Source organism: Novosphingobium sp. 550D, from assembly GCF_057401885.1.
Window position 1 is genome coordinate 684,878 of the sequence record NZ_CM171613.1, and the last position, 21,539, is coordinate 706,416.

General features: G+C 62.3%; 20 protein-coding genes. 11 read left to right on the forward strand and 9 right to left on the reverse strand.

Features of this window, described 5'->3' with window-relative positions; translation table 11 throughout:
• Nucleotides 1-3: 3 nt before the first annotated feature.
• The gene (gene rpe, locus AC2S2E_RS03240) at nt 4-666 is read right to left on the reverse strand and encodes a ribulose-phosphate 3-epimerase (protein WP_476106062.1); all 663 of its coding nucleotides are present in this window, start codon (nt 664-666) and stop codon (nt 4-6) included.
• Nucleotides 667-1,101: 435 nt separating this feature from the next.
• On the opposite strand from rpe, the gene AC2S2E_RS03245 reads away from it, so the two are divergent.
• The 4 genes from AC2S2E_RS03245 (at nt 1,102) to AC2S2E_RS03260 (ending at nt 6,243) form a co-directional block, all read left to right on the forward strand.
• The gene (locus tag AC2S2E_RS03245) at nt 1,102-3,117 is read left to right on the forward strand and encodes a putative bifunctional diguanylate cyclase/phosphodiesterase (RefSeq protein ID WP_486523673.1); all 2,016 of its coding nucleotides are present in this window, start codon (nt 1,102-1,104) and stop codon (nt 3,115-3,117) included.
• A gap of 86 nt (nt 3,118-3,203) precedes the next feature.
• A complete protein-coding gene (locus AC2S2E_RS03250; protein ID WP_486523674.1) occupies nt 3,204-4,970 on the forward strand; it encodes a TadE/TadG family type IV pilus assembly protein in 1,767 nt (588 codons plus the stop codon).
• On the forward strand, nt 4,967-5,545 hold the full coding sequence (locus tag AC2S2E_RS03255; RefSeq protein WP_476106065.1) for a TadE/TadG family type IV pilus assembly protein: 579 nt from the start codon (nt 4,967-4,969) through the stop codon (nt 5,543-5,545). Before AC2S2E_RS03250 ends, AC2S2E_RS03255 begins: the two co-directional genes overlap by 4 nt.
• Nucleotides 5,500-6,243, forward strand: a complete 744-nt coding sequence (locus AC2S2E_RS03260; protein WP_486523675.1) for a TadE/TadG family type IV pilus assembly protein — start codon at nt 5,500-5,502, stop codon at nt 6,241-6,243. The genes AC2S2E_RS03255 and AC2S2E_RS03260 overlap by 46 nt, the downstream gene beginning before the upstream one ends.
• 231 nt (nt 6,244-6,474) lie before the next feature.
• Here AC2S2E_RS03260 and AC2S2E_RS03265 read toward each other — a convergent pair whose 3' ends face one another.
• From AC2S2E_RS03265 to urtA, 8 genes are all read right to left on the reverse strand, one after another.
• Nucleotides 6,475-7,806 (reverse strand): agmatinase family protein, encoded by a 1,332-nt coding sequence (locus AC2S2E_RS03265; RefSeq protein WP_486523676.1) that lies wholly within the window; start codon nt 7,804-7,806, stop codon nt 6,475-6,477.
• Complete coding sequence (locus tag AC2S2E_RS03270) at nt 7,806-9,281, reverse strand: agmatinase family protein (protein WP_486523677.1); 1,476 nt, start codon at nt 9,279-9,281, stop codon at nt 7,806-7,808. Before AC2S2E_RS03270 ends, AC2S2E_RS03265 begins: the two co-directional genes overlap by 1 nt.
• Before the next feature lie 103 nt (nt 9,282-9,384).
• On the reverse strand, nt 9,385-10,176 hold the full coding sequence (locus AC2S2E_RS03275) for a peptidyl-prolyl cis-trans isomerase (protein WP_486523678.1): 792 nt from the start codon (nt 10,174-10,176) through the stop codon (nt 9,385-9,387).
• Nucleotides 10,176-10,886, reverse strand: coding sequence for an ATP-binding cassette domain-containing protein (locus tag AC2S2E_RS03280; RefSeq protein ID WP_476106070.1), 711 nt, complete (start codon nt 10,884-10,886; stop codon nt 10,176-10,178). The genes AC2S2E_RS03275 and AC2S2E_RS03280 overlap by 1 nt, the downstream gene beginning before the upstream one ends.
• Nucleotides 10,883-11,638, reverse strand: coding sequence for an urea ABC transporter ATP-binding protein UrtD (gene urtD, locus AC2S2E_RS03285; protein ID WP_486523679.1), 756 nt, complete (start codon nt 11,636-11,638; stop codon nt 10,883-10,885). Before urtD ends, AC2S2E_RS03280 begins: the two co-directional genes overlap by 4 nt.
• On the reverse strand, nt 11,635-12,648 hold the full coding sequence (urtC, locus tag AC2S2E_RS03290; RefSeq protein WP_486523680.1) for an urea ABC transporter permease subunit UrtC: 1,014 nt from the start codon (nt 12,646-12,648) through the stop codon (nt 11,635-11,637). Before urtC ends, urtD begins: the two co-directional genes overlap by 4 nt.
• Nucleotides 12,641-13,522 carry an urea ABC transporter permease subunit UrtB gene (gene urtB / locus AC2S2E_RS03295; protein WP_486523681.1) on the reverse strand — a complete coding sequence of 294 codons (882 nt, stop codon included), beginning with the start codon at nt 13,520-13,522 and terminating at the stop codon, nt 12,641-12,643. Before urtB ends, urtC begins: the two co-directional genes overlap by 8 nt.
• A gap of 5 nt (nt 13,523-13,527) precedes the next feature.
• Nucleotides 13,528-14,751 (reverse strand): urea ABC transporter substrate-binding protein, encoded by a 1,224-nt coding sequence (gene urtA, locus AC2S2E_RS03300; protein WP_486523682.1) that lies wholly within the window; start codon nt 14,749-14,751, stop codon nt 13,528-13,530.
• A 176-nt stretch (nt 14,752-14,927) separates the two neighbouring features.
• Between urtA and AC2S2E_RS03305 the strand changes: the two genes are divergently transcribed.
• The 7 genes from AC2S2E_RS03305 to ureC all read left to right on the forward strand — a co-directional run bounded on the left by AC2S2E_RS03305 (nt 14,928) and on the right by ureC (nt 21,529).
• Nucleotides 14,928-15,752, forward strand: coding sequence for a peptidyl-prolyl cis-trans isomerase (locus AC2S2E_RS03305; protein ID WP_486523683.1), 825 nt, complete (start codon nt 14,928-14,930; stop codon nt 15,750-15,752).
• Nucleotides 15,733-16,728, forward strand: coding sequence for a HupE/UreJ family protein (locus tag AC2S2E_RS03310; protein WP_486523684.1), 996 nt, complete (start codon nt 15,733-15,735; stop codon nt 16,726-16,728). The genes AC2S2E_RS03305 and AC2S2E_RS03310 overlap by 20 nt, the downstream gene beginning before the upstream one ends.
• Before the next feature lie 22 nt (nt 16,729-16,750).
• Complete coding sequence (locus AC2S2E_RS03315; protein WP_486523685.1) at nt 16,751-18,259, forward strand: agmatinase family protein; 1,509 nt, start codon at nt 16,751-16,753, stop codon at nt 18,257-18,259.
• 69 nt (nt 18,260-18,328) lie between these two features.
• Nucleotides 18,329-19,177 (forward strand): urease accessory protein UreD, encoded by an 849-nt coding sequence (locus AC2S2E_RS03320; protein ID WP_486523686.1) that lies wholly within the window; start codon nt 18,329-18,331, stop codon nt 19,175-19,177.
• A gap of 12 nt (nt 19,178-19,189) precedes the next feature.
• Entirely contained in the window at nt 19,190-19,492 is a 303-nt protein-coding gene (locus AC2S2E_RS03325; RefSeq protein WP_476106079.1) for an urease subunit gamma, read from the forward strand.
• 11 nt (nt 19,493-19,503) lie between these two features.
• Nucleotides 19,504-19,818 (forward strand): urease subunit beta, encoded by a 315-nt coding sequence (locus AC2S2E_RS03330; RefSeq protein ID WP_486523687.1) that lies wholly within the window; start codon nt 19,504-19,506, stop codon nt 19,816-19,818.
• A gap of 1 nt (nt 19,819) precedes the next feature.
• A complete protein-coding gene (ureC, locus tag AC2S2E_RS03335; RefSeq protein ID WP_486523688.1) occupies nt 19,820-21,529 on the forward strand; it encodes an urease subunit alpha in 1,710 nt (569 codons plus the stop codon).
• Nucleotides 21,530-21,539 lie beyond the last annotated feature (10 nt).

The window sequence follows — 21,539 nt, forward strand, 5'->3', positions numbered from 1 at the left end:
GGTTCAGCCCAGCCCCTTGAGAGCCGCGATATTGGCGGCATATTGATCCGGCCCACCCCGGAACGTCGCGGTGCCCGCCACAAGAGCGTTGGCCCCCGCCGAAACGGCCAGCGGCGCGGTGGTGGTGTCGATCCCGCCATCCACCTCCAGATGGATGTCGCGCCCGGTCTTGTCGATCATCTTGCGGATCGCCTCGATCTTGCGGAGTTGGCTGGAAATGAACTTTTGCCCGCCGAAACCGGGGTTCACGCTCATCACCAGAACCAGATCGATGTCATCGATCAGGTAATCCAGCATCTTGGCCGGGGTTGCCGGGTTCAGCGAAACGCCCGCCTTGCACCCGGCGGCGTGGATTGCCTGGACTGTGCGGTGGCTGTGGGGTCCGGCTTCGGGGTGGAACGTGATGATGTCGGCGCCCGCATCGGCAAAGGCCTGAATATAGGGGTCGACCGGCTGGATCATCAAATGGACGTCAAAGATCTTCTTCGTATGGGGGCGCAGCGCCTTGACCACCATCGGGCCGATGGTGATGTTGGGCACGAAATGGCCGTCCATGACGTCAACGTGGATCCAGTCCGCGCCGGCCGCGTCAATCGCGCGCACTTCTTCGCCAAGGCGCGAGAAATCGGCCGAAAGGATCGATGGAGCAATCAGGGGCGGCGTCATCACACCAGTTCCACACAAGTTGAATTGGCGATAAACGCCATGATTCGCGCACTCACAAGCACGTACATCTCCATTTTCCACACACTTATCGCCAAAGGCGGGTTCGTGAGGGGCAAAAACCCCGGATTTATGCGCATTACAGCGCCTCAAGTCTGCGATATTCCGGGCAAAGCCCGATAAACCAGAGCGCCTTGCAGTTTTCTGGGGAAAAACCAAGTACCGATGACCCGACACCGCCCGCATAGGGAAAATTCCGATGCAAAACCGGCCTTGCGTTGGTGAAAACTCTATTAGCCAAAACTAGGGCTAATGACCTGTTACCACCAACAGGCTTCGGCAAGAGCGTCCGACCTATCATGACGCCCAGGACGGATGCCCGACGATCGGCCGGATTGGCCAATTGGCAACGGCGGCTCGCATGGGTGGATAACAGCAATGGACAGTACGAATTCGCCACAGGAAGCCCAACGCAAGGGGCTACTGCGCCCAATCAATGTATTGGTGTTGGCCGCGATTTTCATGCTGGTGAGCGCAACAACCGTCACCCTGATGCGCATGAGCAAGGGCGCCGAAGAATATGAGCTTGGCATCATCAGCCGCGGTTGGCAGCATAACGTGCATCAATGGCAGGCCAGCGGTCAGGCGTTAATCCGTCAGGACGAAGCGCCAGCCCGAATGGAGGCTGGCGACCAGCGCTGGATCGAACAGGCCATTCTGGCCCCGATGCGCGCACAGACCGGGTCCGGGCAAGTCCGGCTTGAACCGGCCGGGACGAATGAAAAGGACACGGCGCTGCGCCTTGTCCATGGCGCCCCCATGCTCACGCTTCCCGTCACGGCGCAGACACTGGCCGGCGCGCCCGCGCCCTATGTTCTGCGCGTGACGGTGGATCAGGGCTTGATCTCGGCATTTGGGCGCCAGCATGGTCAGACGCATCTTCTGCTGCCCAAGGGCAAACCTCCCATCAGCGACCATCACCTCATGCCCCTGACCAGCCCGGATGGCCAATTGGTGGCCTCGGTGGCATGGCCCGCAATCAATCCGTTCAAGGCGTCGGAAACCGAGATTCCCCAGATGCTGGCGGCCATGGCGGCGGCATTTCTGATGCTGGTCTGGCTGTTCATGCGGCGCAGCAACACAATCGCCAGCGACCTTATCGCCAGCGAAGCGCGCGCGCGCCATCTGGCCTTTCACGACACGCTGACCGGATTGCCCAACCGCGCGATGATGTTCGACCGGTTGGGCCAGAATCTGGCCATGTCGCGGCGTTATGCGGGTGAAATGGCGGTGCATTGCCTCGATCTGGACCGGTTCAAGGAGGTCAATGACACGCTGGGCCATCATGCAGGCGACGAATTGATCCAGCAGGTCGGGCGGCGGCTGACCGAATTGTGCCGCGAATCCGATACCGTGGCGCGGCTTGGCGGCGATGAATTCGTGATCCTGCAACCCGAAGCCGACAGTTCGGGCGCGTCCCATCTGGCCCAGCGCGTGCTGCGCCTGTTCGAAACGCCCTTTGAACTGGAAGCGGGCGTGGTCGAGGTGGGTGTGTCGATTGGCGTCACGCTGATCTCCAATCCCGAAATCGAACCGGCCGAGGCGCTGCGTCAGGCCGATCTGGCGCTCTATGGGTCAAAGGAAAACGGGCGTAACCGCGTCACATTCTTTGAACCCGACATGGATGCGGCCCTACGCATGCGGCGCAGTCTGGAAAGCGATCTGCGCAAGGCGCTGGCCGAAGACAGCCTGACCATGGTGTATCAGCCGCAAATGGACGGCAAGGGCCAGATCGAGGCGATGGAGGCGCTGGTGCGCTGGAACCATCCCGAACGCGGCGCCATCCCGCCCTCAATCTTTGTCCCTTTGTGCGAAGAAACAGGGCTGATCCTGGACCTTGGCGAATTCGTGTTCCGCCGCGTGTTCAAGGAAACCGCCGGATGGGACAATATCCGCGTGGCCATCAATGTTTCGGCGCTGCAATTGCGGTCGCCCATGTTCATGGCGACATTGACGCGATTGGTGGCCGAATTCCGGGCCAATCCTGAACGCTATGAAATCGAGATCACCGAAACCGCGCTGCTGGGCGATGATGGGGTCACGCGCGACAATATCACCATGCTGAAACAGGAAGGCTTTTCCATCGCGCTGGACGATTTCGGCACCGGCTATTCCAGCCTCAATTCGCTGCGCCGTTTTTCGGTCGACAAGATCAAGATCGACCGCAGCTTTGTCCATAATCTGGAGGCCAATGACGAGGCAGAGGGGCTTGTCGATGCCATCGTCAAATTGGGCCGGGCGATGAAATTGGATGTGGTGGCCGAAGGGGTGGAAACCGAACATCAGCGCGACCGACTGGCCGCCTGTGGATGCAGCACGTTTCAGGGTTTCCTGCTGTCCCGCCCGGTGCCTGCGGACGAATTGGACGGGCTGTTTTCGCGCCATAATCCGTAACATTCCCGATGCCCTGACTGGCCCGATCGCAACGGTTTGTTGATCATAAAGACGGCTCTGGCCCCGCCCTTTGTCGAGTCCGCCGATTGTCCAATCACCGTCCCATTCTTTGCAATCTGATCCGCAACCGCGCGGGCAATGCCTTGCCGATCATGGCGCTGATCATGGCGCTGTTGATGGCCTTTGTCGGGTGCGGGGTGGATGGGGCGCGGATGTATATGGTCAATGCCCGGCTGCAACAGGCCTGCGATGCGGGCGTTCTGGCCGGGCGCAAGGCGATGACGGATGCCACCACCGGCAACACGGCGCTGGACGCGACCGCAACGGCCGCGGCCAATGCGTTTTTTGCCAACAATATCCGCACCGGATGGTATGGCATTACCTCGCTCAGTTTTACCCCCGCCAAGACCACCGACGCCCAGGTCAGCGCCACCGCAAGGGCCGTGGTACCCATGACGCTGATGCGCATTTTCGGGTATAGTTCGATCACGCTGAACGCTGTGTGTCAGGCCACCTATCAGATCGGCGATACCGATGTGATCTTTGTGCTGGACACCACCGGGTCGATGGCCTGCCTGCCGTCGGATGATACGACCACCTGCAACAACTATGTCGGCTCGGCGACCAAAGTTTCCTATGCCCGCCCGTCGGACGGCACGTCCAGCGGCAACACCAGCACCGCCGGATATCCCGGATCAACGGCCTATTACGTGACGGAAAAATCCGGTTCCCGCATCGCCGCCCTGCGCAGCGCAGTGCTCAGTTTCTATGACACGTTGGCCGCCTCGGTCGATGCCAGCACGCATGTCCGCTATGGCTTTGTCACCTATACATCGACGGTCAATGCCGGGCGCGCGATCATGGACATCAACCCCGCCTATATCGTTGGCGGGGTGGGCAGCGTTAATACAAGCTGGACCTATCAGACCCGCGTCCTGACCGGCACCAGCTTTTCGCTGTTCTGTTTCTGCACGGTTCCCAATTGGCAATATCAGCAAAGCCCCCAATTGCTGACCACCTATGTCACCGGCGCCGCCACGGTGGACACCACCAAATTCGTTTCGACCACCGACACCTGGGACGGATGTGTGGAGGAACCCTATACCACACCCCACACGACCAGCTTTTCAACTTCCAGCCTGCCCAATGATCTCAACCCCGATTTGAAACCGGGCGGCGATATCAAAACCCAGTGGAAGCCGATGTGGCCCGCCGTCACCTATGCCCGCAATGATTTTACCAGCACCGCCAATGCCACGTCATCGGGCGATTCCAGCAATCACCCCAATCTGGACATCGCCGCCTATTATCAAAGCGGAACGATCAGTTGCGGCAAGCCGGTGTCGCGTTTGAAAACCATGACCCGAACCCAGGTGTCGAATTTTGTGAACGCGTCCGATTTTCGCGCCACGGGCGGCACCTATCACGATATCGGCATGATCTGGGGCGCGCGCATGATATCGCCCGATGGCATTTTTGCCGCCGACACCGCCGCATGGTCCGGGCGCGACGCGCCAAAGCGGATCATCGTGTTCCTGACCGATGGTGACATGTCGCCCAGCCCATCTATCTATGGCGGATACGGCATTGAATATTACGACCAACGCGTTTCGGGCGGCGATCTGGGCAATCTCAAGGCCTATCACAACGCGCGCTTTCTGGCCGCCTGTGCCGCGGCCAAGGCCAAGAATGTCAGCATATGGACCGTGGCGCTGGGCATGGGTTCGACAACCGAACTGACCCAATGCGCCACCACCCCGTCACAGGCCTTGTCCACCACATCGGGCGCGGGCCTTTCCACCCAATTCGCCACCATCGCGACCAAAGTGGCCAAGTTGAGGATTTCGAAATGAAACGCCTGTTGCATGATCGCGCGGGCGCCGCGCTGGTCGAATTCGCGATGGTCCTGCCGGTGATGCTGTTGATGGGCATGGGCCTGTGCGAAATGGCCTATCAGGCCTATATGCAGGCGATCCTGACGGGCGCTGTGCAAAAGGCCGGGCGCGACAGCGCGATCGAGGATGCCAGCACCGCCACCATCGACGCCGCCGTGTTGCAGGCGGTCAAAAACATCAACGGCAATGCCGCCTTTGTCAGCGGCTATCCCTCACGCAAATCCTATGCCTCCTATGGCTATATCTCGCCCGAAAGCTTTGTGGACACCAATGGCAATGGCGCGCGCGATGCAGGCGAATGCTTTACCGATGTGAACGGCAACGGGACATGGGACGCCGACCCCGGCGTTTCGGGCACGGGCAATGCGGGCGACACCGTGCTTTATTCGGTCAGCGTCACCTATACCCGCCTGTTCCCCCTTGGCATCTGGATGGGGTGGAGCCGCAATGCCACGCTTTCGGCCAGCACGATCCTGAAAAACCAGCCATGGGCCGTGACGGCCAGTTCCAGCCCGGCGACGGTCTGCACATGAAACGGGTTTTGCGCCGGTTGATCGGCGACACGGGCGGCGCCTCGCTGATCGAATTTGCGCTGATGCTGCCCATTGTCTTTTATCTGGGCGGGGCGGGCATCGAATATACCAATCTGGCCCGCGTCCATATGCAGATCAGCCAGATCACGCTGAACCTTGCCGACAATGCCAGCCGGGTGGGCCTGTCCAGCAATCTGGCCGCAACGCAAATCCGCGAGAGCGATATGGTCGATGTGCTGGCTGGCGCACGGTTGCAGGGCGCGGGGCTGGGCCTGACCACCAACGGGCGGGTGATCGTGTCCAGCCTGGAATATGTCCAGCAAAGCTATGACAGCGCCCCCGTACAGCGCATCCATTGGCAAAGATGCGTGGGATTGAAAAGCGGCAGCGGGTTTGATTCTTCCTATGGCACAACATCGTCAACCGCGGGCACCGACGCCACATTGGCCAATGCCGGCACCGCCATGTCCACCGGCATGGGCGACACCGGATACAAGGTCAGCGCGCCATCCGGCGGCGGCGTGGTCTTCGTCGAGGTGAACTACAACTATCAGCCCTTTTTCGGCACGATGTTCGTGGGCAACAAGCTGATGCACTACACCGCCAGCTTCGTCGTGCGCGACCTGCGCGATTATGCCCAGATCTATAATCCCAGTCCGGTGGCGGTGCGGATGAGTTGTGAGAAATATTCAAGTTGAAGGGGTGTAATGCGAGGGTCTAGACTCTCGCGCTCCCTTTACTGTCTTCGGTGCGCCACGGGTTCGGCCGCAACTGACACTTTCAACGTTTTGAATCAAAAGCCTGCGGCGCCAATTCGCGCGAGCTTCCCGCGCCGCAGGCTTTCAAATCCCCATCCACCCCCCATCAACAAACCATACCCCCATAACGGGATTGCAAAGGGCCCCCGCCCTTTGCCCGCCGGAGGCAAATCACCGCCCCACCCCCAATTTCCGCTGCGCCATGCCGGTCAAACAGGCGTGGAGGATGTAATTGGCGTTCTGCGCGCTGCGATAGGACACATCCAGCACGGGGGCGGTATCGAGCAGTTCAAACCCCACCACCTGCGCCGAGGCACAGACCGAGCGCACCAGCGGCACCGCCTCGCGCATGGTCAGGCCATAGGGCACCGGACGGCCCGCGCCCGCGGCATAGGCCGGGTCCAGCACCGACATGTCGAAGGAGACAAAGACCTTGCCCGGCCCCGCCCTGACCGCCGAGGCGACCTTGCCCGCGACCGCTTCCCAGCCGTCCTTTTCAATCCGCTCCATGCCCAGCATGGTCACGCCTGATGCCGCCAGCCGCGCGCTGTCGGCATTGGATGTTTCCGGGCCGCGTGTGCCGACCTGCACCACTTGGCGGCCGGTGATGAGGCCATCGGACAGCAGGCGGCGCAGGGATTGGTTGTCGGAATGGAAATGCTCGGACGTATCCTCCGCCTCGGCATGGGCGTCGAATTGGACGAGGGTAAAGCTGCCCTTGCCATAGGCGTCGGTCATGGCGGCCACATCGGGATACATCAGCGCGTGATCGCCCCCCACAATAAAGGGCGCCGCCCCCGTTCCCGCCACGTCGCGCAGCATGAAGCGGACGTGGTCGATGCTGCGCTCCACGCTCATGTAATCAATCGCCAGATCGCCAAAATCGGCCAGAGACAGCACCGTCGCCGGGTCCACCCCCGCCACCGGATCATTACCCACCAGCGCATCGGCCGAACGCAGGAACAACGGCCCATGTTTGCCATCGCGCCACCCGCTGGAAAAATCGAGGGGGATGCCGACAAAGGCCACCTCGACCTTGCCCGCGATCAGGTCTTCCTTGCGCACGGCCACCGGGGCGTGGGCAAAGGTGGGAATGCCGCCTTTCTGGAACATGTAATGGTCAAGGCTGATCGGTCCGGGCGCGCGGCGATATTCGTCCAGCATCGCCGGTTTCAGCGTGGTGGACGCATTAAACCCTGTCGCGCCGGGGTTCAGGGCAATCGCGCCGGCGTCTTTGCCGGGGTGGAAGGCGGCATCCTGCGCCACCTGCATCAAACTGTTGATATAGGCCGCGACATCCTCGTCCGACCGGGTGCGCAGCGCATCGGCCAGTTTCGCAGGCGTCAGATGAAAGGGCGCCAGCCGCGCCTCGTCCCCGGCAAAGGCCTGCGCGGCGGGGGGGAGTCTGGCGATCTTGCCCGCCACCTCTGGCGCAAAGACATAAGGCGCCGCGATGACAGGCTGGGCGGTCATCAGGGCCAGAGCAAGAGCAAGCCGGCGCATCACTTATACTCCTTGCCCAGAGGCGCTTTGTAACTGGAGGAAAGCGGCGAGAGCCAGTGCGGCTTGGTCATCCCCTTTTTGTGCATGGCAATGCCCGCCAGACACGCATTGACCAGCACCGCGCTGTTATAGGCGGTCTTGTAACTGGTATCGAGATAGGGGGCGACCTCGACCAGATCGATGCCGACAATCTCGTTTTCCGCGCAAAGGCGGCGGAAAATCGGCTGCGCCTCGCGCATGGTCAATCCGCCCGGAACCGGCGTTCCCGTCCCCGGCATGAAGGCCGGGTCCAAAACGTCGATGTCAAAACTGATCCAGAGCTTTTTGGTGTTGCGCTTGGCCTCGTTGACGGCGGCCTCCATCACCCGGTCCCAGCCGATTTTCTCGACCTCGACCATCGTTTGGTAATTCATCCCCTGTTCGCGCATCCATTTGAATGTGTCGATGTCGGGGCCGCGCGCGCGCAACCCCACCTGTACGTAATTCTTGCCCAGAACGTGCCCTTCATGGATCACGCGATAGACGGGTTGCCCATGGTCGATCAGGTGAACCCGGTCGGACCCCGCGTCATAATGCGAATCGAAATGGACAACCCCCACCGTACCCTTGCCATGCACATCGGCCATCGCGGCAAGGTTGGGATATTCAAGGCTATGGTCCCCGCCGATGACGATGGGGATGGCGCCGGTTCTGGCAATACTCGCCACTTCACGCCGGACATGGGCGACGCTGCGTTCGGTCGACAGATTGTCGATGGCAATGTCGCCATAATCGGCAATCCGCAGCGCCTGTGTCGGGTTGATCATGGAATACATGTCATTGCCAAAGGCCGATGGCGCGCCAAACGACGTGCGCACGCCCAAAGGCCCGTTCTTCGCATCGCGCCACCCGCTGCCCATATCCAGCGGTGCGCCGACAATTGCCACCTGCACCTTGCCCGCGATCAGGTCTTCGGGCGTCAGCGCGACGGGCGCATTGGCAAAGGTGGGAATGCCGCTGCCATAGCCGGAGATATATTTGCCAAGGCTGATCGGGCCGGGTTCGCGTTTGGGGTTCAGGATCGAGGGGCGGGGCAGGGTCCATGCGTTGAACATGGGCGATGATGTGTCCAGAGCGATGCTGGCCTTGTCCCGGCCCGGTTTGAAATCGATCTGTTCTTTCAGCGAAACCAGCGCCGCGACGTAATTGGCCACTTCCTTGGGGGACAGGCTTTCAAAGCGTTTGAACATCACCTCTGGCTTGACGATGCGCCGCGTCTCGCCCGATTTCAGGAAATCCATCTGTTCTTTGGTCAATTCGACCAGCTTGCCCTCGGCCTCCTTGGGAATGTCAATCGGCTTGGGGGGCGTTGGCTTGCGGGTGACGACCGCGGGGTCTTCACCGATCTCGATCACGCCCGCCTGCTGGGCAATGGCCACGCCCGCCAGAATCGCCCCGCCCGCCATCAGGCTCCAGCCTATTGCAGCTCTGCTCACGCGTATGTCCCCCAAAGCCAAAAGAATCTTTTGACGATCGTCCGAAAAATTGACCTATCGCCGCACGCGCGCGAATGGGGCGTTTGACGTAGCGGGGCGGGTTTCAGCCCTTTTCCCGCCCTTCGACATGGATGTCATAGCCCTGACGCAGCTTGCCCAGCGCGCTTTCCAATGCGCGATTGGCCTGCGCCGTGATCCAGTCCTGTCGCACCAGATCACGCACATCGGCATAGGAGCGTGGGGCGGGTGCAAAACGAGCGTTGACCCGCACGAAATGCGCGCCGCGCTGCGACATAACCGGGCCTGCCCATTGGCCCACCGGCTGTTTTCGGATGGCGGCCAGAAAGCCCAGGCCGAACATGCCCGAAATCATGCTTTCGCCATAACGGGGCATTTGCCGCCCCATCCAGAAATCATCGCCCGCGACACCCCGCCCCGCCCGCAATTGCGCCAGAACCCGCGCCGGATCGGCAGGGGGGCGCGCGAAATAAATCTGTTCGAAACTGATCGCCGGTTCGACGACATAGGCCCCGGCATGCTCGGCATAAAAGGCCAGCAGATCATCCTCGCCCGGTTCCGCGGGGTGGGGGGCCAATTCCATGCGCATCCGCTCGATAATCCGCTCGCGTATGGCGCGGTCGGACAGATGCAGCCCCCGCCGCACCCCTTCGGCCAGCAGGACTTCGTCATCCACCTCGCGCCGGATCAGCTTTTGCTTTTCGGCCTCGCCGGGCTGATGGCCCGCCATGGCGGCATAGTCGGACGCCATGGCCGCCTGCGCCGCAGCGGACAGGTCGATGCGGTTTTCCCGATGCCCGAACGCCTGCCATCCGCCGAACAGGGCCACGCCCGCCACCGCAAACCACAGCAACGGATCGCGCAACCATGCGCGCATCAGATCTGCACCAAATGCGCCACATCCGCCGCGCTTTTATCCGCCACCGCGCCGGTCTCGATGATCCGCCCGCCCTGCATCGCGGCATAGCGGTCGGCAAAGCGCCAGACGAAATCGAGATATTGTTCGACCACCAGCACCGTCATGCCCAATTCATCGCGCACCCGCACCAGCGCCGCCTCGATCTGCTGCACCACATTGGGCTGGATCCCCTCTGTCGGTTCGTCCAGCAGGAGCAGGCGCGGCCCGCCCGCCAACGCACGGGCGATGGCCAATTGCTGCTGCTCTCCGCCCGACAGGAAACCGGCGGCGCGCCCCCGGATTTCGGCCAGTTTGGGGAAAAGTTCGAACAGGTAATCGGGCAGACGCGCCCTGCCCCCCGCCGCATTACCCCCCGCCGCCGAAAGGCCGGTTTCCAGATTTTCCTGAACCGTCAATTGCGGAAAGACATGCCGCCCCTGCGGCACGAAACCGATCCCGGCGCGCGCACGGCCATGCGCGCTGGCGGGCACCGGCTCTCCGTCCAGCAGGATACGCCCCGTCGACCCGCGTGTGCCCATGATGGCGTGCAGCAAGGTCGTCTTGCCCACCCCATTGCGCCCGATCAGCGCCATCACCTCGCCCCTGGCCAAGGTCAGGTCGATGTCCCACAACACCTGACTTTGGCCATAGGCCGCGCAAAGGCCCGCAATGTCGAGCAGCCCGCTCATGCCCCATGCCCCAGATAGACCGCCGCCACCGCCGGATCGGCGCGCACCTCGGCAATCGTGCCCTGACACAGGAATTTGCCCTGATGCATCACCGTCACCTTGGCGTTGAGTTGCTCGACAAAGCTCATGTCATGGTCGATCACCAACACCGTATGATCCGCCCCAAGGCCCCGGATCAGTTCCGCCGTGCGCCGCGTTTCGGCCGGCCCCATGCCCGCCGTCGGTTCGTCCAGCAGGATGAGTTCGGCCCCCGTCGCCAGCACCATGCCGATTTCCAGCCATTGCTTTTGCCCATGCGCCAATTCCCCGGCGGGCATATCGGCCAGATCGGACAGGCCCACTTGCATCAGGATCGCCTCGACATTTTCGCGTTCGGAGGCGGGAATGCCAAAGCCCAGACTTTTCCACCAGCGCCGGTCCTTGCGCGCGGCCAGAGCCACATTGTCCCGCACGCTCAACGTGGGCAGGACGCCGGGCGCCTGAAACTTGCGGCAAATGCCGCGCGCGACGATGTCCTGTTCGGGCATACGCTGGATCTCTTCGCCGCGAAACACCACGCGGCCCGATGTCGGGCGCACCCGCCCGATGATCGTGTCGCACAGGGTCGATTTGCCCGCGCCATTGGGGCCGATCACCACCCGCACTTCGCCCCGGCCCAGCGTCAGGGAAAAGCCGTCGAGCGCCTTGAAGCCGGAATAATCGACCACCACCCCGTCAACGGCCAGCAGCAGGTCATGGGTCGCCTCGCTCATGCACCAACCTTTCGTGCTGATGCCCATTTCAGACCCGCCAGCCCCTGCGGCAACATCGTGACCACAAGGATAAAGGCCATGCCCATCGCATAGGGCCATGCCGCGGGCATCACGCTGGAAATTGCGTCCCGCGCCAGATTGACCGCCAGCGCCCCGACAATTGCGCCGGGCAGGCTCATCCGCCCGCCGATCGCCACCCAGACCACCATCTCGATCGATGGCACCACCCCGATCAGCGCGGGCGAAATCACCCCGGCATGCAACGTGAACAAGGCCCCGCCCAGCGCCGAGAGCATCCCGGCCACGGCAAAGGCCACCACTTTGAATGGCACCGGATCATAGCCCAGAAACCGCACCCGGTTTTCCCCGTCCCGTGCCGCACGCAACAACATGCCAAAGCGCGAGGCCAGCAGCGAGCGCACCCCGACGAAGGCAGCCACCAGCAAAGCCAGCGTCAGCCAGTATAGCCCTCGCCCCACCATGGGATCGGAAAAATAGAACCCAAACAAGGATGTGAAATTGGTGAGACCATTAAAGCCCCCCGTCACATCCTGTCGGCTGATGATCAACGTGGCAAAGGCCAGCGCCAGTGCCTGTGTGATCAGCGAGAAATAGGTGCCCGACACCCGCCGGTGAAACACCGCCCAGCCAAACCCCGCCGCCAACAATCCCGGCACGACCAACGCCGCGACAATCGCAAAAGCGCCCGATTGGAACGGCACCCACCATATCGGCAAGGTCTCGCGCCCGCTCCACACCATGAAATCGGGGATTTCGCCCATGGGCAGATCGGCCAGTTTGATGTGCATGGCAATGGCATAGCCGCCAAGGCCAAAGAACACCCCCTGACCCAGCGACAAGATGCCGCCATGCCCCCATGTCAACGCAATGCCCAGCGCCACGATTCCCATGGCCAGAAAGCGCGCCAGCAGATTGGTCGAATAATCCGACAGCACCAGCGGCATCACCGCCCCGGCCAGCAACAGCGCCCAAGGTGCAAATCTACGCATCAAGCGCCCTCGACTTGACGGAAACCACCCCTTGCGGGCGGATCTGGATGAACAGGACGACAAAGATCAGCAGCAGCATCTGCGCCACCGAAACATCGACAAAAACCTGCGCCAGCGCGACGAAAAGCCCCAACACCACGGCGGCCACGCATGTGCCGACAATCGAGCCAAGCCCCCCCATCACCACCACCAGAAAGGCCGGAATAATATAGGATTGCCCGACATTGGGCGTCACCGGCCCCAACAGCGCCAGCATGACCCCGGCCAGACCCGCAATGCCCGACCCAAGGCAGAAGACCACCAGATCAACCCGCCCCACATCAATGCCGCAGGCCGATGCCATCATCCGGTCCTGATTGACCGCGCGCACCAACAGGCCGATCCGCGTATAGCGCAGGATCAGACCCAGCCCGCCCAGAACCAGCAATGCGACAAGGATTATGAACAGCCGGGTGGTGGGCAGCAAAACTGCCCCCAGCGCCACGCCACCACCCAGCCATTCGGGTGCGCGAACCTCGACGCCAATGGCACCGAAGATATCGCGCGCCCCCTGTTGCACGACGAGACTTGCCCCCCAAGTCGCCAGCAACGTATCGAGCGGCCTTGCCGACAAACGCCTTATCAGAGCGCCTTGCACCAGTGCCCCCACCAGTGCGGCGCCCACAAAGGCAACCGGCATCGCCACCACGATTCCCAACGGCCCCGGCACCACCTGCAAGGTGAGATAGGCCAGATAACCGCCCAACATCAGCATTTCGCCATGCGCCATGTTGATCACGCGCATCAGCCCGAACGACAGCGCCAAGCCCAGCGCCGCCAACAGATACAACGAGGCCAGCGAAGCCCCGTTGAAAAGTTGCGCCAGAAACAGCACGCCGGTTAAAGCTTGCAGACCTTGCCCGGAAAGGCAACCGGATCATAGGGTTCGGGCGAAATATCCTTGCCGCTGTCGGCGATGATCTCGAATTGACCATCGGCCTTCAACTTACCGATATAGGCTTTCTGGATCAGGCTCTGGTTCGGGGCAAAAGAGACCATGCCCATGGGCGTCGAAAAGGCGCCCAGTCCCGCCACCGCCTTGCGCACGGCCTGCGGGTCAAAGGATGCGGCCTTTTCCACCGCCGCTTTCCACGCGTAAACGTCCAGATAGCCGTGGATCATCGGATCGGTGATGGCCGCATCGGCGCCATATTTCTTGCGATAGGCGTCAATGAATTTGGCGTTTTCCGCGCCCGGCAGGCTCTGGAAATAGTTCCAGCTGGCATAGGAACCCTCGACCAGAGCGGTGCCCATGGCCTGGGCCTCCTGTTCACCGATGGAAAAGCTCATGACCGGGATCTTTTTGGGGTCCAGCCCGGCCGCCGCCATCTGTTTGAAAAAGGCGACGTTGGAATCGCCGTTCAATGTGTTGATGATGATCGCGGGTTTGGCCTGTGCGATTTTGGCGATCACGCCCGAAAAATCGGTGCCCCCCAACGGCACATAGCTTTCGCCCAGAACGGTCAGCCCATCCTTCTCAATATGCTTTTTCAGGATCAGATTGGCCGTGCGCGGATAGACATAATCGCTGCCGATCAGGAAGAAGGTCTTGTACCCCTGCTTCACCGCCCATTCCAGCGCGGGCAAGGCCTGCTGGTTGGGCTGGGCGCCCGAGTACATGATGCTCTGCGAACATTCATTGCCCTCGAACTGGACCGGATACCACAACAGGTTCCTGGTCCGCTCGAACACCGGCAACATCGCCTTGCGGCTTGCCGAAGTCCAGCCGCCGAACACCGTGACGGCATGGTCGCTCTCGATCAGCTTGGACGCCTTTTGCGCAAAGGTCGAAGGATCGGACGCGCCATCCTCGATCACGGCATTGATCTTTTTGCCCAACACGCCGCCGCTGGCATTGATCTCCTCGATCGCCAGCATTTCGGCGTTTTTGACCGTGATTTCCGAAATCGCCATCGTGCCGGTCAGCGATTGCAACACGCCCACCGCCACACCATCGCCCGCAGGCGCATCGCCCCCGCCCTTGCACGCCGCCAACACCACCGCGACGCCCGCCAAAAGCAAGCCCTGTTTCGCCCTATTCCACGTTTGAACGGAGATCGTCATCCAAGCCCCCTGCCTGAATCCTCTGATGCGCCAGAGGCTATCCCCCGAAAGGCTATCCCAAGCCCTTTGACCAACCATTCGTCATTTGACGTAGGATGTTGCGGCCCGTTTGCGGGTTACAAAATCCCGGCAAAAGCTGGCGATCGGGGGGCCGAGGGGTGGCGACAGGCAGGACTATGGGCTGGCGGGATGAGGCCGGGCAATTCAAACGCAAGGTGGCATGGAAAAAGGCGTTGCGTGATCCGCTGGTGATCTGCGCGGGCGTCGGTGCCTTGCTGTTTGCCGCCTATGCCGGGGTGGAGGCATGGCGCCATCCGCCAATCGCCTATACGCCCGCCATGGCCGCCAGCGACGCCGCCGAATTCGAGGCCGCGACCGGCCGCCGCCCCAATCCGGGCGAGGCAGCGAAGATGAAATCCGACTGGATCGCGGATGAATTGCTGTTCCGCGAGGCTTTGGCCCGCCATGTCGAATTGACCGATCCGGAAATCCGCAAAAGGATGATCGACAAACAACGCTATGCCATTGCGGGCGCGCCGGGTGATCCGGGCGAGGAAGATCTGGTCGATTTCTATGCCACGCATCAGGACCGATACCGCGCCGAACCGCGTATCAGCATGGCGCAGGTCTATTTCGCCGCCCCGCCGCGTGATGGCGCGGATATTCTGGCCCGGCTGAACCGGGGTGAAGCGGTCAAGGGCGACGATTTCTGGATGGGCAGCCGCCTGCCTGATTACGGATTTTCCATGCTGCGCGGCCTGTTTGGTCAGAGCGTCCTGAACGCATTGCAGAGCGCGCCGACGGGGCGCTGGATCGGGCCTTTGGCCGGCCCGCGCGGCTATCACTTCGTGTTGAAACAGGGCCAAAGCCCCGCCCGCCGTCTGAGCTTTGGCGAGGTGCGGGCGCAGGTGGCGCAGGATTGGGCGATGGATCAGACCGCCCGCGCCGTGAATGCCCATATCGCCCAATTGCAGGAGAAATATGATGTCGCGGATCGTTAAAGCGCTGTTTTTCCTGCTGCTGGCCATACCCGGTCTGGCGCGGGCGGATATTTTCCTGGGCGCCGATGTCGCCCTGTCGCGGGCCGAAGCGGCAACAGGCGCACATGCCTATGACCTCTCGATCAACCTGCCCCAATCGCTGGCGCGGCCCGGCGATGTGACATTGCCCGATGGTTGCCATCAGACCGCCATGACGCGTCAAGGCGTGGGCGCCAATGTCCAGATCGCCATCAGCTTTTCCTGCAACCGCGCCTTTCGCCCTGATGATGTGATCGCAACGCCGTGGAAGGTCGATGGCGCGCGTTTCTCCAGCTCGGTTCTGGGCGCGGGCGTCGATCGCAGCCTTTCGGGTGGCGACGCGGGCCTTGTCCTGCCCGTGGGCGAAGCGGCGGCCAGCGCCCGCTCGATCGGTGACATCGCCCGCGCATTCATGATGCAGGGCGTGTGGCATATCTGGATGGGTTGGGACCATCTGTGCTTTGTCCTGTGCCTTGCCTTGCTGGCACGCGGGCGACAGCTTGTGTCGCTGATCACGGCCTTCACGCTGGGCCATTCGCTGTCGCTGGGGCTGGCCTTTTTCGATCTGGTCCATGTGCCTGTGCCCCCGGTGGAGGCGGCCATCGCCCTGTCCATCACCTTTATGGCGCGAGAGGCGCTGATGGCGCTGCGCGGTGTGACCCATGGTTTTGCGCGCCATGTCACGGTGGTTTCCGCCTTTGGCCTGCTGCACGGGCTGGGTTTTGCCACGGCGCTGGGCGAATTGGGCGTGGCGCAGGGGGAGAAGATGCCCGCGCTGCTGTTCTTCAATTTGGGCGTGGAATGCGGACAATTGCTGTTTGTGGGCGCGCTGCTGCTGACCTTTTCCAGCCTGTCGCGAGTGGGGGCGGACCGGCCGATGCGTCTGGCCGCGCTCTATGGTGCGGGCATGATCGGCGCTTTCTGGATGTGTGAGCGCGTGGCGGGTTTTGTCGCCTGAAACCGGGAATGGGGGGATTTCCATGAGCTTTAAACATATCTGCATCGCCGCGCTGATGATCGCGGCCAGCGCCACCGCCATTTCGGTCAGCGCCGATCCCGAACGCCCCACCCCTCCGGCATGGCTGGAGGGCAAGCTCAAGACGCTACCCAAGGAAAAGCGCGAATTCCTGTTGTCGGACAAGGCCGAGGGCATCGTCGGTAGCTGGGACAAGCTGTTGATGCGGTTGAAGGATAAGAGCGCCAAGGAAATCGAGGCCTATGCCGATGGCATGATGGAATTGGTCGAAGCGGGCAAATTCAAACCGGGCCGCGATCTGGAGGCCGAATATTTCGACACCAGCGCCGAGGGCTACAACAACTGGAAATTGCGCCGCCCGGCTTTTCTGGACCCCAAGCGTGACCCTGGCCCGATCAACCTGTCCTATTATCAGCGCGGCGGCGGGGGCGGCGGCACCGGGGGTGTTTATGCGGGCGGCATCGCCACTTTCGCGGGCGCGCCGGTGGCGGTCTATCCCGAAGATCTGGTCGCGGGCAAAGTGGATGTGGCGATGGTCGGCGCGCCGCTGGACATGGGTTCGGGCTATCGCGGGGCCAAGGGCGGCCCCAACGCCATGCGCAGCCAATATGGCGCGGGCGGCATCGACATGTACACGCTGGTTGATCCTTCGGCGGTCCTCAATCTGGCCGATGCGGGCGATATTGCCATCGACAACATGAGCACCGAGCGCAGCGTCCAGCATGTGCGCGAACGCGTGGCGCAAATCGCGCGGACCGGGGCCATCCCCTTCATCATCGGTGGCGATCATTCCCTTGAATATGCCGATACCGCGGGCCTTGCCGATGTACATGGCAAGGCCAGTTTCGGGGTCGTCCATTTCGATTCGCATTACGATGCGGGGCGTGGTCGCGACCATTTCCTGACCCATGGCGCGCCGGTCTATCGCACGATCAAGGAAGGCCATGTCGCGGGCAAGAACTATATTCAGGTCGGCCTGCGCGGCCCATGGCCCAGCGCCGAAGGATTCGAATGGATGCGCAACAATGGCATCCGCTATCACGCGATGCCCGAAATCGAGAAAAACGGCTGGGCCGCCACGATGGAGCGCGCGTTGAAAGAGGCGCGTGAGGGCAATAAAAAGCTCTATGTCTCGTTTGACGTGGACGTTCTGGACCCGGCCTTTGAACCGGGAACGGGCACGCCGGTGCCGGGCGGGTTAACCATGCGCGAGGCCATTCCCATTGTGCGCCGCCTGTGTGCGGAAAACGATCTGGTGGGCTTTGAAATCGTCGAACTGGCCCCGATCCTTGATCCCACCTATCGCAGCGCGCTTAACGCCAATTTCATCATGCATGCCTGTCTGACGGGTGTGGCCATGCGCAAAAAGGGCATCAGCGACCCCAATTACCTGTCCCCGTTAACCACCGATCATGGCCAGCCGGGCGCCTATGAGGCCGCGCTGAAAGCCGACAAGGCGGAAAAGATCGACCCCAATTTCGGCCCCCATCCCAAACCGGCGGGCACGAAATAACCCCTGCGTGATCTTGCGCAAAACCGATACGTCAAACCACTCATGGCGTGGGACAACAGGGCGCGCATCATGGATGCAATGAACATGAACCCCGCCATCAATAGGACGCGCCATCAAAGGCTTTCGGGCCATGCACGCGTTCTGTTCGGGGCCAATGGCATTGCCGATATCTATCAACGTGCGCCTTCGCGCCTGTTGTTTCCCGTGGCGGGCGCGGGGGAATTTCCGCTGGCCGTTTCGCTGACCACCAGCGGGGGGCTGACGGGCGGCGACCATGTGCGGGTGGAAATCGGCGTGGCGGCGGGGGCCTGCGGCACGGTTTCGACACAGGCGGCTGAAAAGCTCTATCGCGTGTTGCCCGAAGACCCCGACATTCGGGTCGAAACCAGCATTACCGTGGGCGATGCAGGCCGCTGTGAGTGGCTGGGACAGGAAGCGATCCTGTTTGAAGGCACGCGCCTGCGCCGACGCCTCGACGCGGATCTTGCGGGCACGGGCGCCTTGCTGGCGGTCGAAACGCTGGTGCTGGGGCGCAGCGCGATGGGTGAGGCGTTTACACAAGGGCTGATCCATGACGCCTGGCGCATCCGGCGCGACGGGCGGCTGATCTGGGCCGACGGATTGCATGTGGCGGGCGATATTGCCGGGGCGGCGGCCCAGCCTTTCGGCTTTGCCGGGGCGCGGGCCATGGCCACGCTGATCTATGCCGGGCCGGGGGCGGGCGATCATCTCGATCTGGCCCGCGATCTGGCCGATGGCCCCTTGGCCGGGGCCAGTTGTTTTGACGGGATCCTGCTGATGCGCTGGATCGGGGATGATGCGCAAAACCTGCGGGGGCGGGTGATGCGGGCGGTATGTGCCATGCGCGCGGCGGTCTTTGGCCTGCCCGCGCAATTGCCGGCGCTTTGGTCATGTTAAGGGGGATGGTCCATGCAATTGACGCCACGGGAGAAGGACAAGCTGCTTGTCGCGATGGCCGCGATGGTGGCGCGCGGCCGGCTCGAACGCGGGGTGCGGCTTAATCATCCCGAAGCCATCGCATTGATCACCGAACATGTGGTCGAAGGCGCGCGTGACGGCAAATCCGTGGCGGATCTGATGGCCAGCGGCGGCCATGTCATCACCCGCGATCAGGTGATGGAAGGAATTGCCGAAATGATCCACGAGATTCAGGTCGAAGCCACCTTTCCCGACGGCACCAAGCTGGTGACCGTCCACAAGCCGATCCGGTGAGCGCGATGGGCATGTCCAAAATCATTCCGGGCCAAATCATCCCCGCGCCGGGCGACATCCTTCTCAACGAAGGGCGCATCACCATCACGCTGACCGTCGCCAACACCGGCGACCGCCCGGTACAGGTGGGCAGCCATTATCACTTTGCGGAAAGCAACCCAGCGCTGGATTTCGACCGGGCCGCCGCACGCGGCATGCGGCTCGACATTGCCAGCGGCACCGCGATCCGTTTCGAACCCGGACAGTCGCGCGAGATCCGCCTGATCCCCTATGCTGGTGCGCGTCGGGTCATTGGGTTTCGCGGCGCCGTGATGGGGGATCTGTGACATGCCGGTGTCCATCCCCCGCGCCAACTATGCCGCCATGTTCGGGCCGACGGTGGGCGACCGTATCCGGCTGGGCGATTCGGCGCTGCTGATCCGGGTCGAACGCGATTTCACCACCTATGGCGAGGAGGTGAAATTCGGCGGCGGCAAGGTGATCCGCGACGGCATGGGCCAATCCCAGATGACGCGGGCCGATGGCGCGCCCGACACGGTCATCACCAATGCCGTGATCCTTGACCATTGGGGCGTGGTCAAAGCCGACATCGCCATCCGCGATGGCCGGATCAGCGCCATCGGCAAGGCGGGCAATCCCGATACGCAGCCCGGCGTCACCATCCCCATTGGCCCCGGCACCGAAATCATCGCGGGCGAAGGGCGGATCATCACGGCGGGCGGGATCGACGCCCATATCCATTTCATCTGTCCGCAACAGGTCGAAGATGCGCTGAACTCGGGCATCACCACGATGCTGGGCGGGGGCACGGGGCCGGCGCATGGCACGCTGGCCACCACATGCACGCCAGGCGCATGGCATATCGGGCGGATGCTGCAATCGCTCGAATCGCTGCCGATGAATTTCGGCCTGTTCGGCAAGGGCAACGCCAGCCACCCAGCCGCGCTGGAGGAAATGATCCGCGCGGGGGCCTGCGGGCTCAAACTGCACGAGGATTGGGGCACCACGCCTGCGGCCATCGATTGCTGTCTGTCGGTGGCCGATGATTACGACATTCAGGTCACGCTGCACACCGACACTCTTAATGAAAGCGGCTTTGTCGAAAGCACGATTGACGCGTTCAAAGGGCGCACCATCCACGCATTCCATACCGAGGGTGCGGGCGGAGGCCATGCGCCCGACATCATCCGCGTCGCGGGCCTGCCCCATGTGTTGCCGTCGTCGACCAATCCGACGCGGCCCTATACGGTCAACACGCTGGACGAACATCTCGACATGCTGATGGTGTGCCACCACCTCGACCCGCGCATTGCCGAGGATGTGGCCTTTGCCGAAAGCCGGATCCGCCGCGAAACCATTGCGGCGGAGGATATCCTGCACGACCTTGGCGCGTTTTCGATGATGTCGTCCGACAGTCAGGCGATGGGGCGCGTGGGCGAAACGATCATCCGCTGCTGGCAAACCGCGCATAAGATGAAGGTGCAGCGCGGGAGCCTGGCGGGCGATGGGGACGATGACAACAACCGGGCGCGGCGCTATATCGCCAAATATACGATCAACCCGGCCATCGCCCATGGCATTTCGCATGTCGTCGGATCGGTCGAGGTGGGCAAACTGGCCGATCTGGTGCTGTGGTCGCCCGCCTTCTTTGCCGCCAAACCCGATATGATCATCAAGGGCGGCAGCATCGCCGCCGCGCCGATGGGCGATCCCAATGCCTCGATCCCCACGCCCCAGCCGGTGCATTACCGCCCGATGTTCGGCGCGCTGGGCCGGGCGGGGGTGCAATCCTCGCTGCATTTCGTGTCCGCCGCCGGGGTGGCCGAGGGGATTGCGGAACGTCTGGGTCTGGAACGCCCGTTGGAGGCCGTCACCAACACGCGCGGCGGGATTTCCAAGGCGTCGATGATCCACAACGCCGCCTTGCCCCATATCGAGGTCGATCCCGAAACCTATGAAGTGCGCGCCGATGGCGAATTGCTGACCTGTGAACCGGCCAGCGAATTGCCCTTTGCCCAGCGTTATTTCCTGTTCTGAAAGGCCGCTT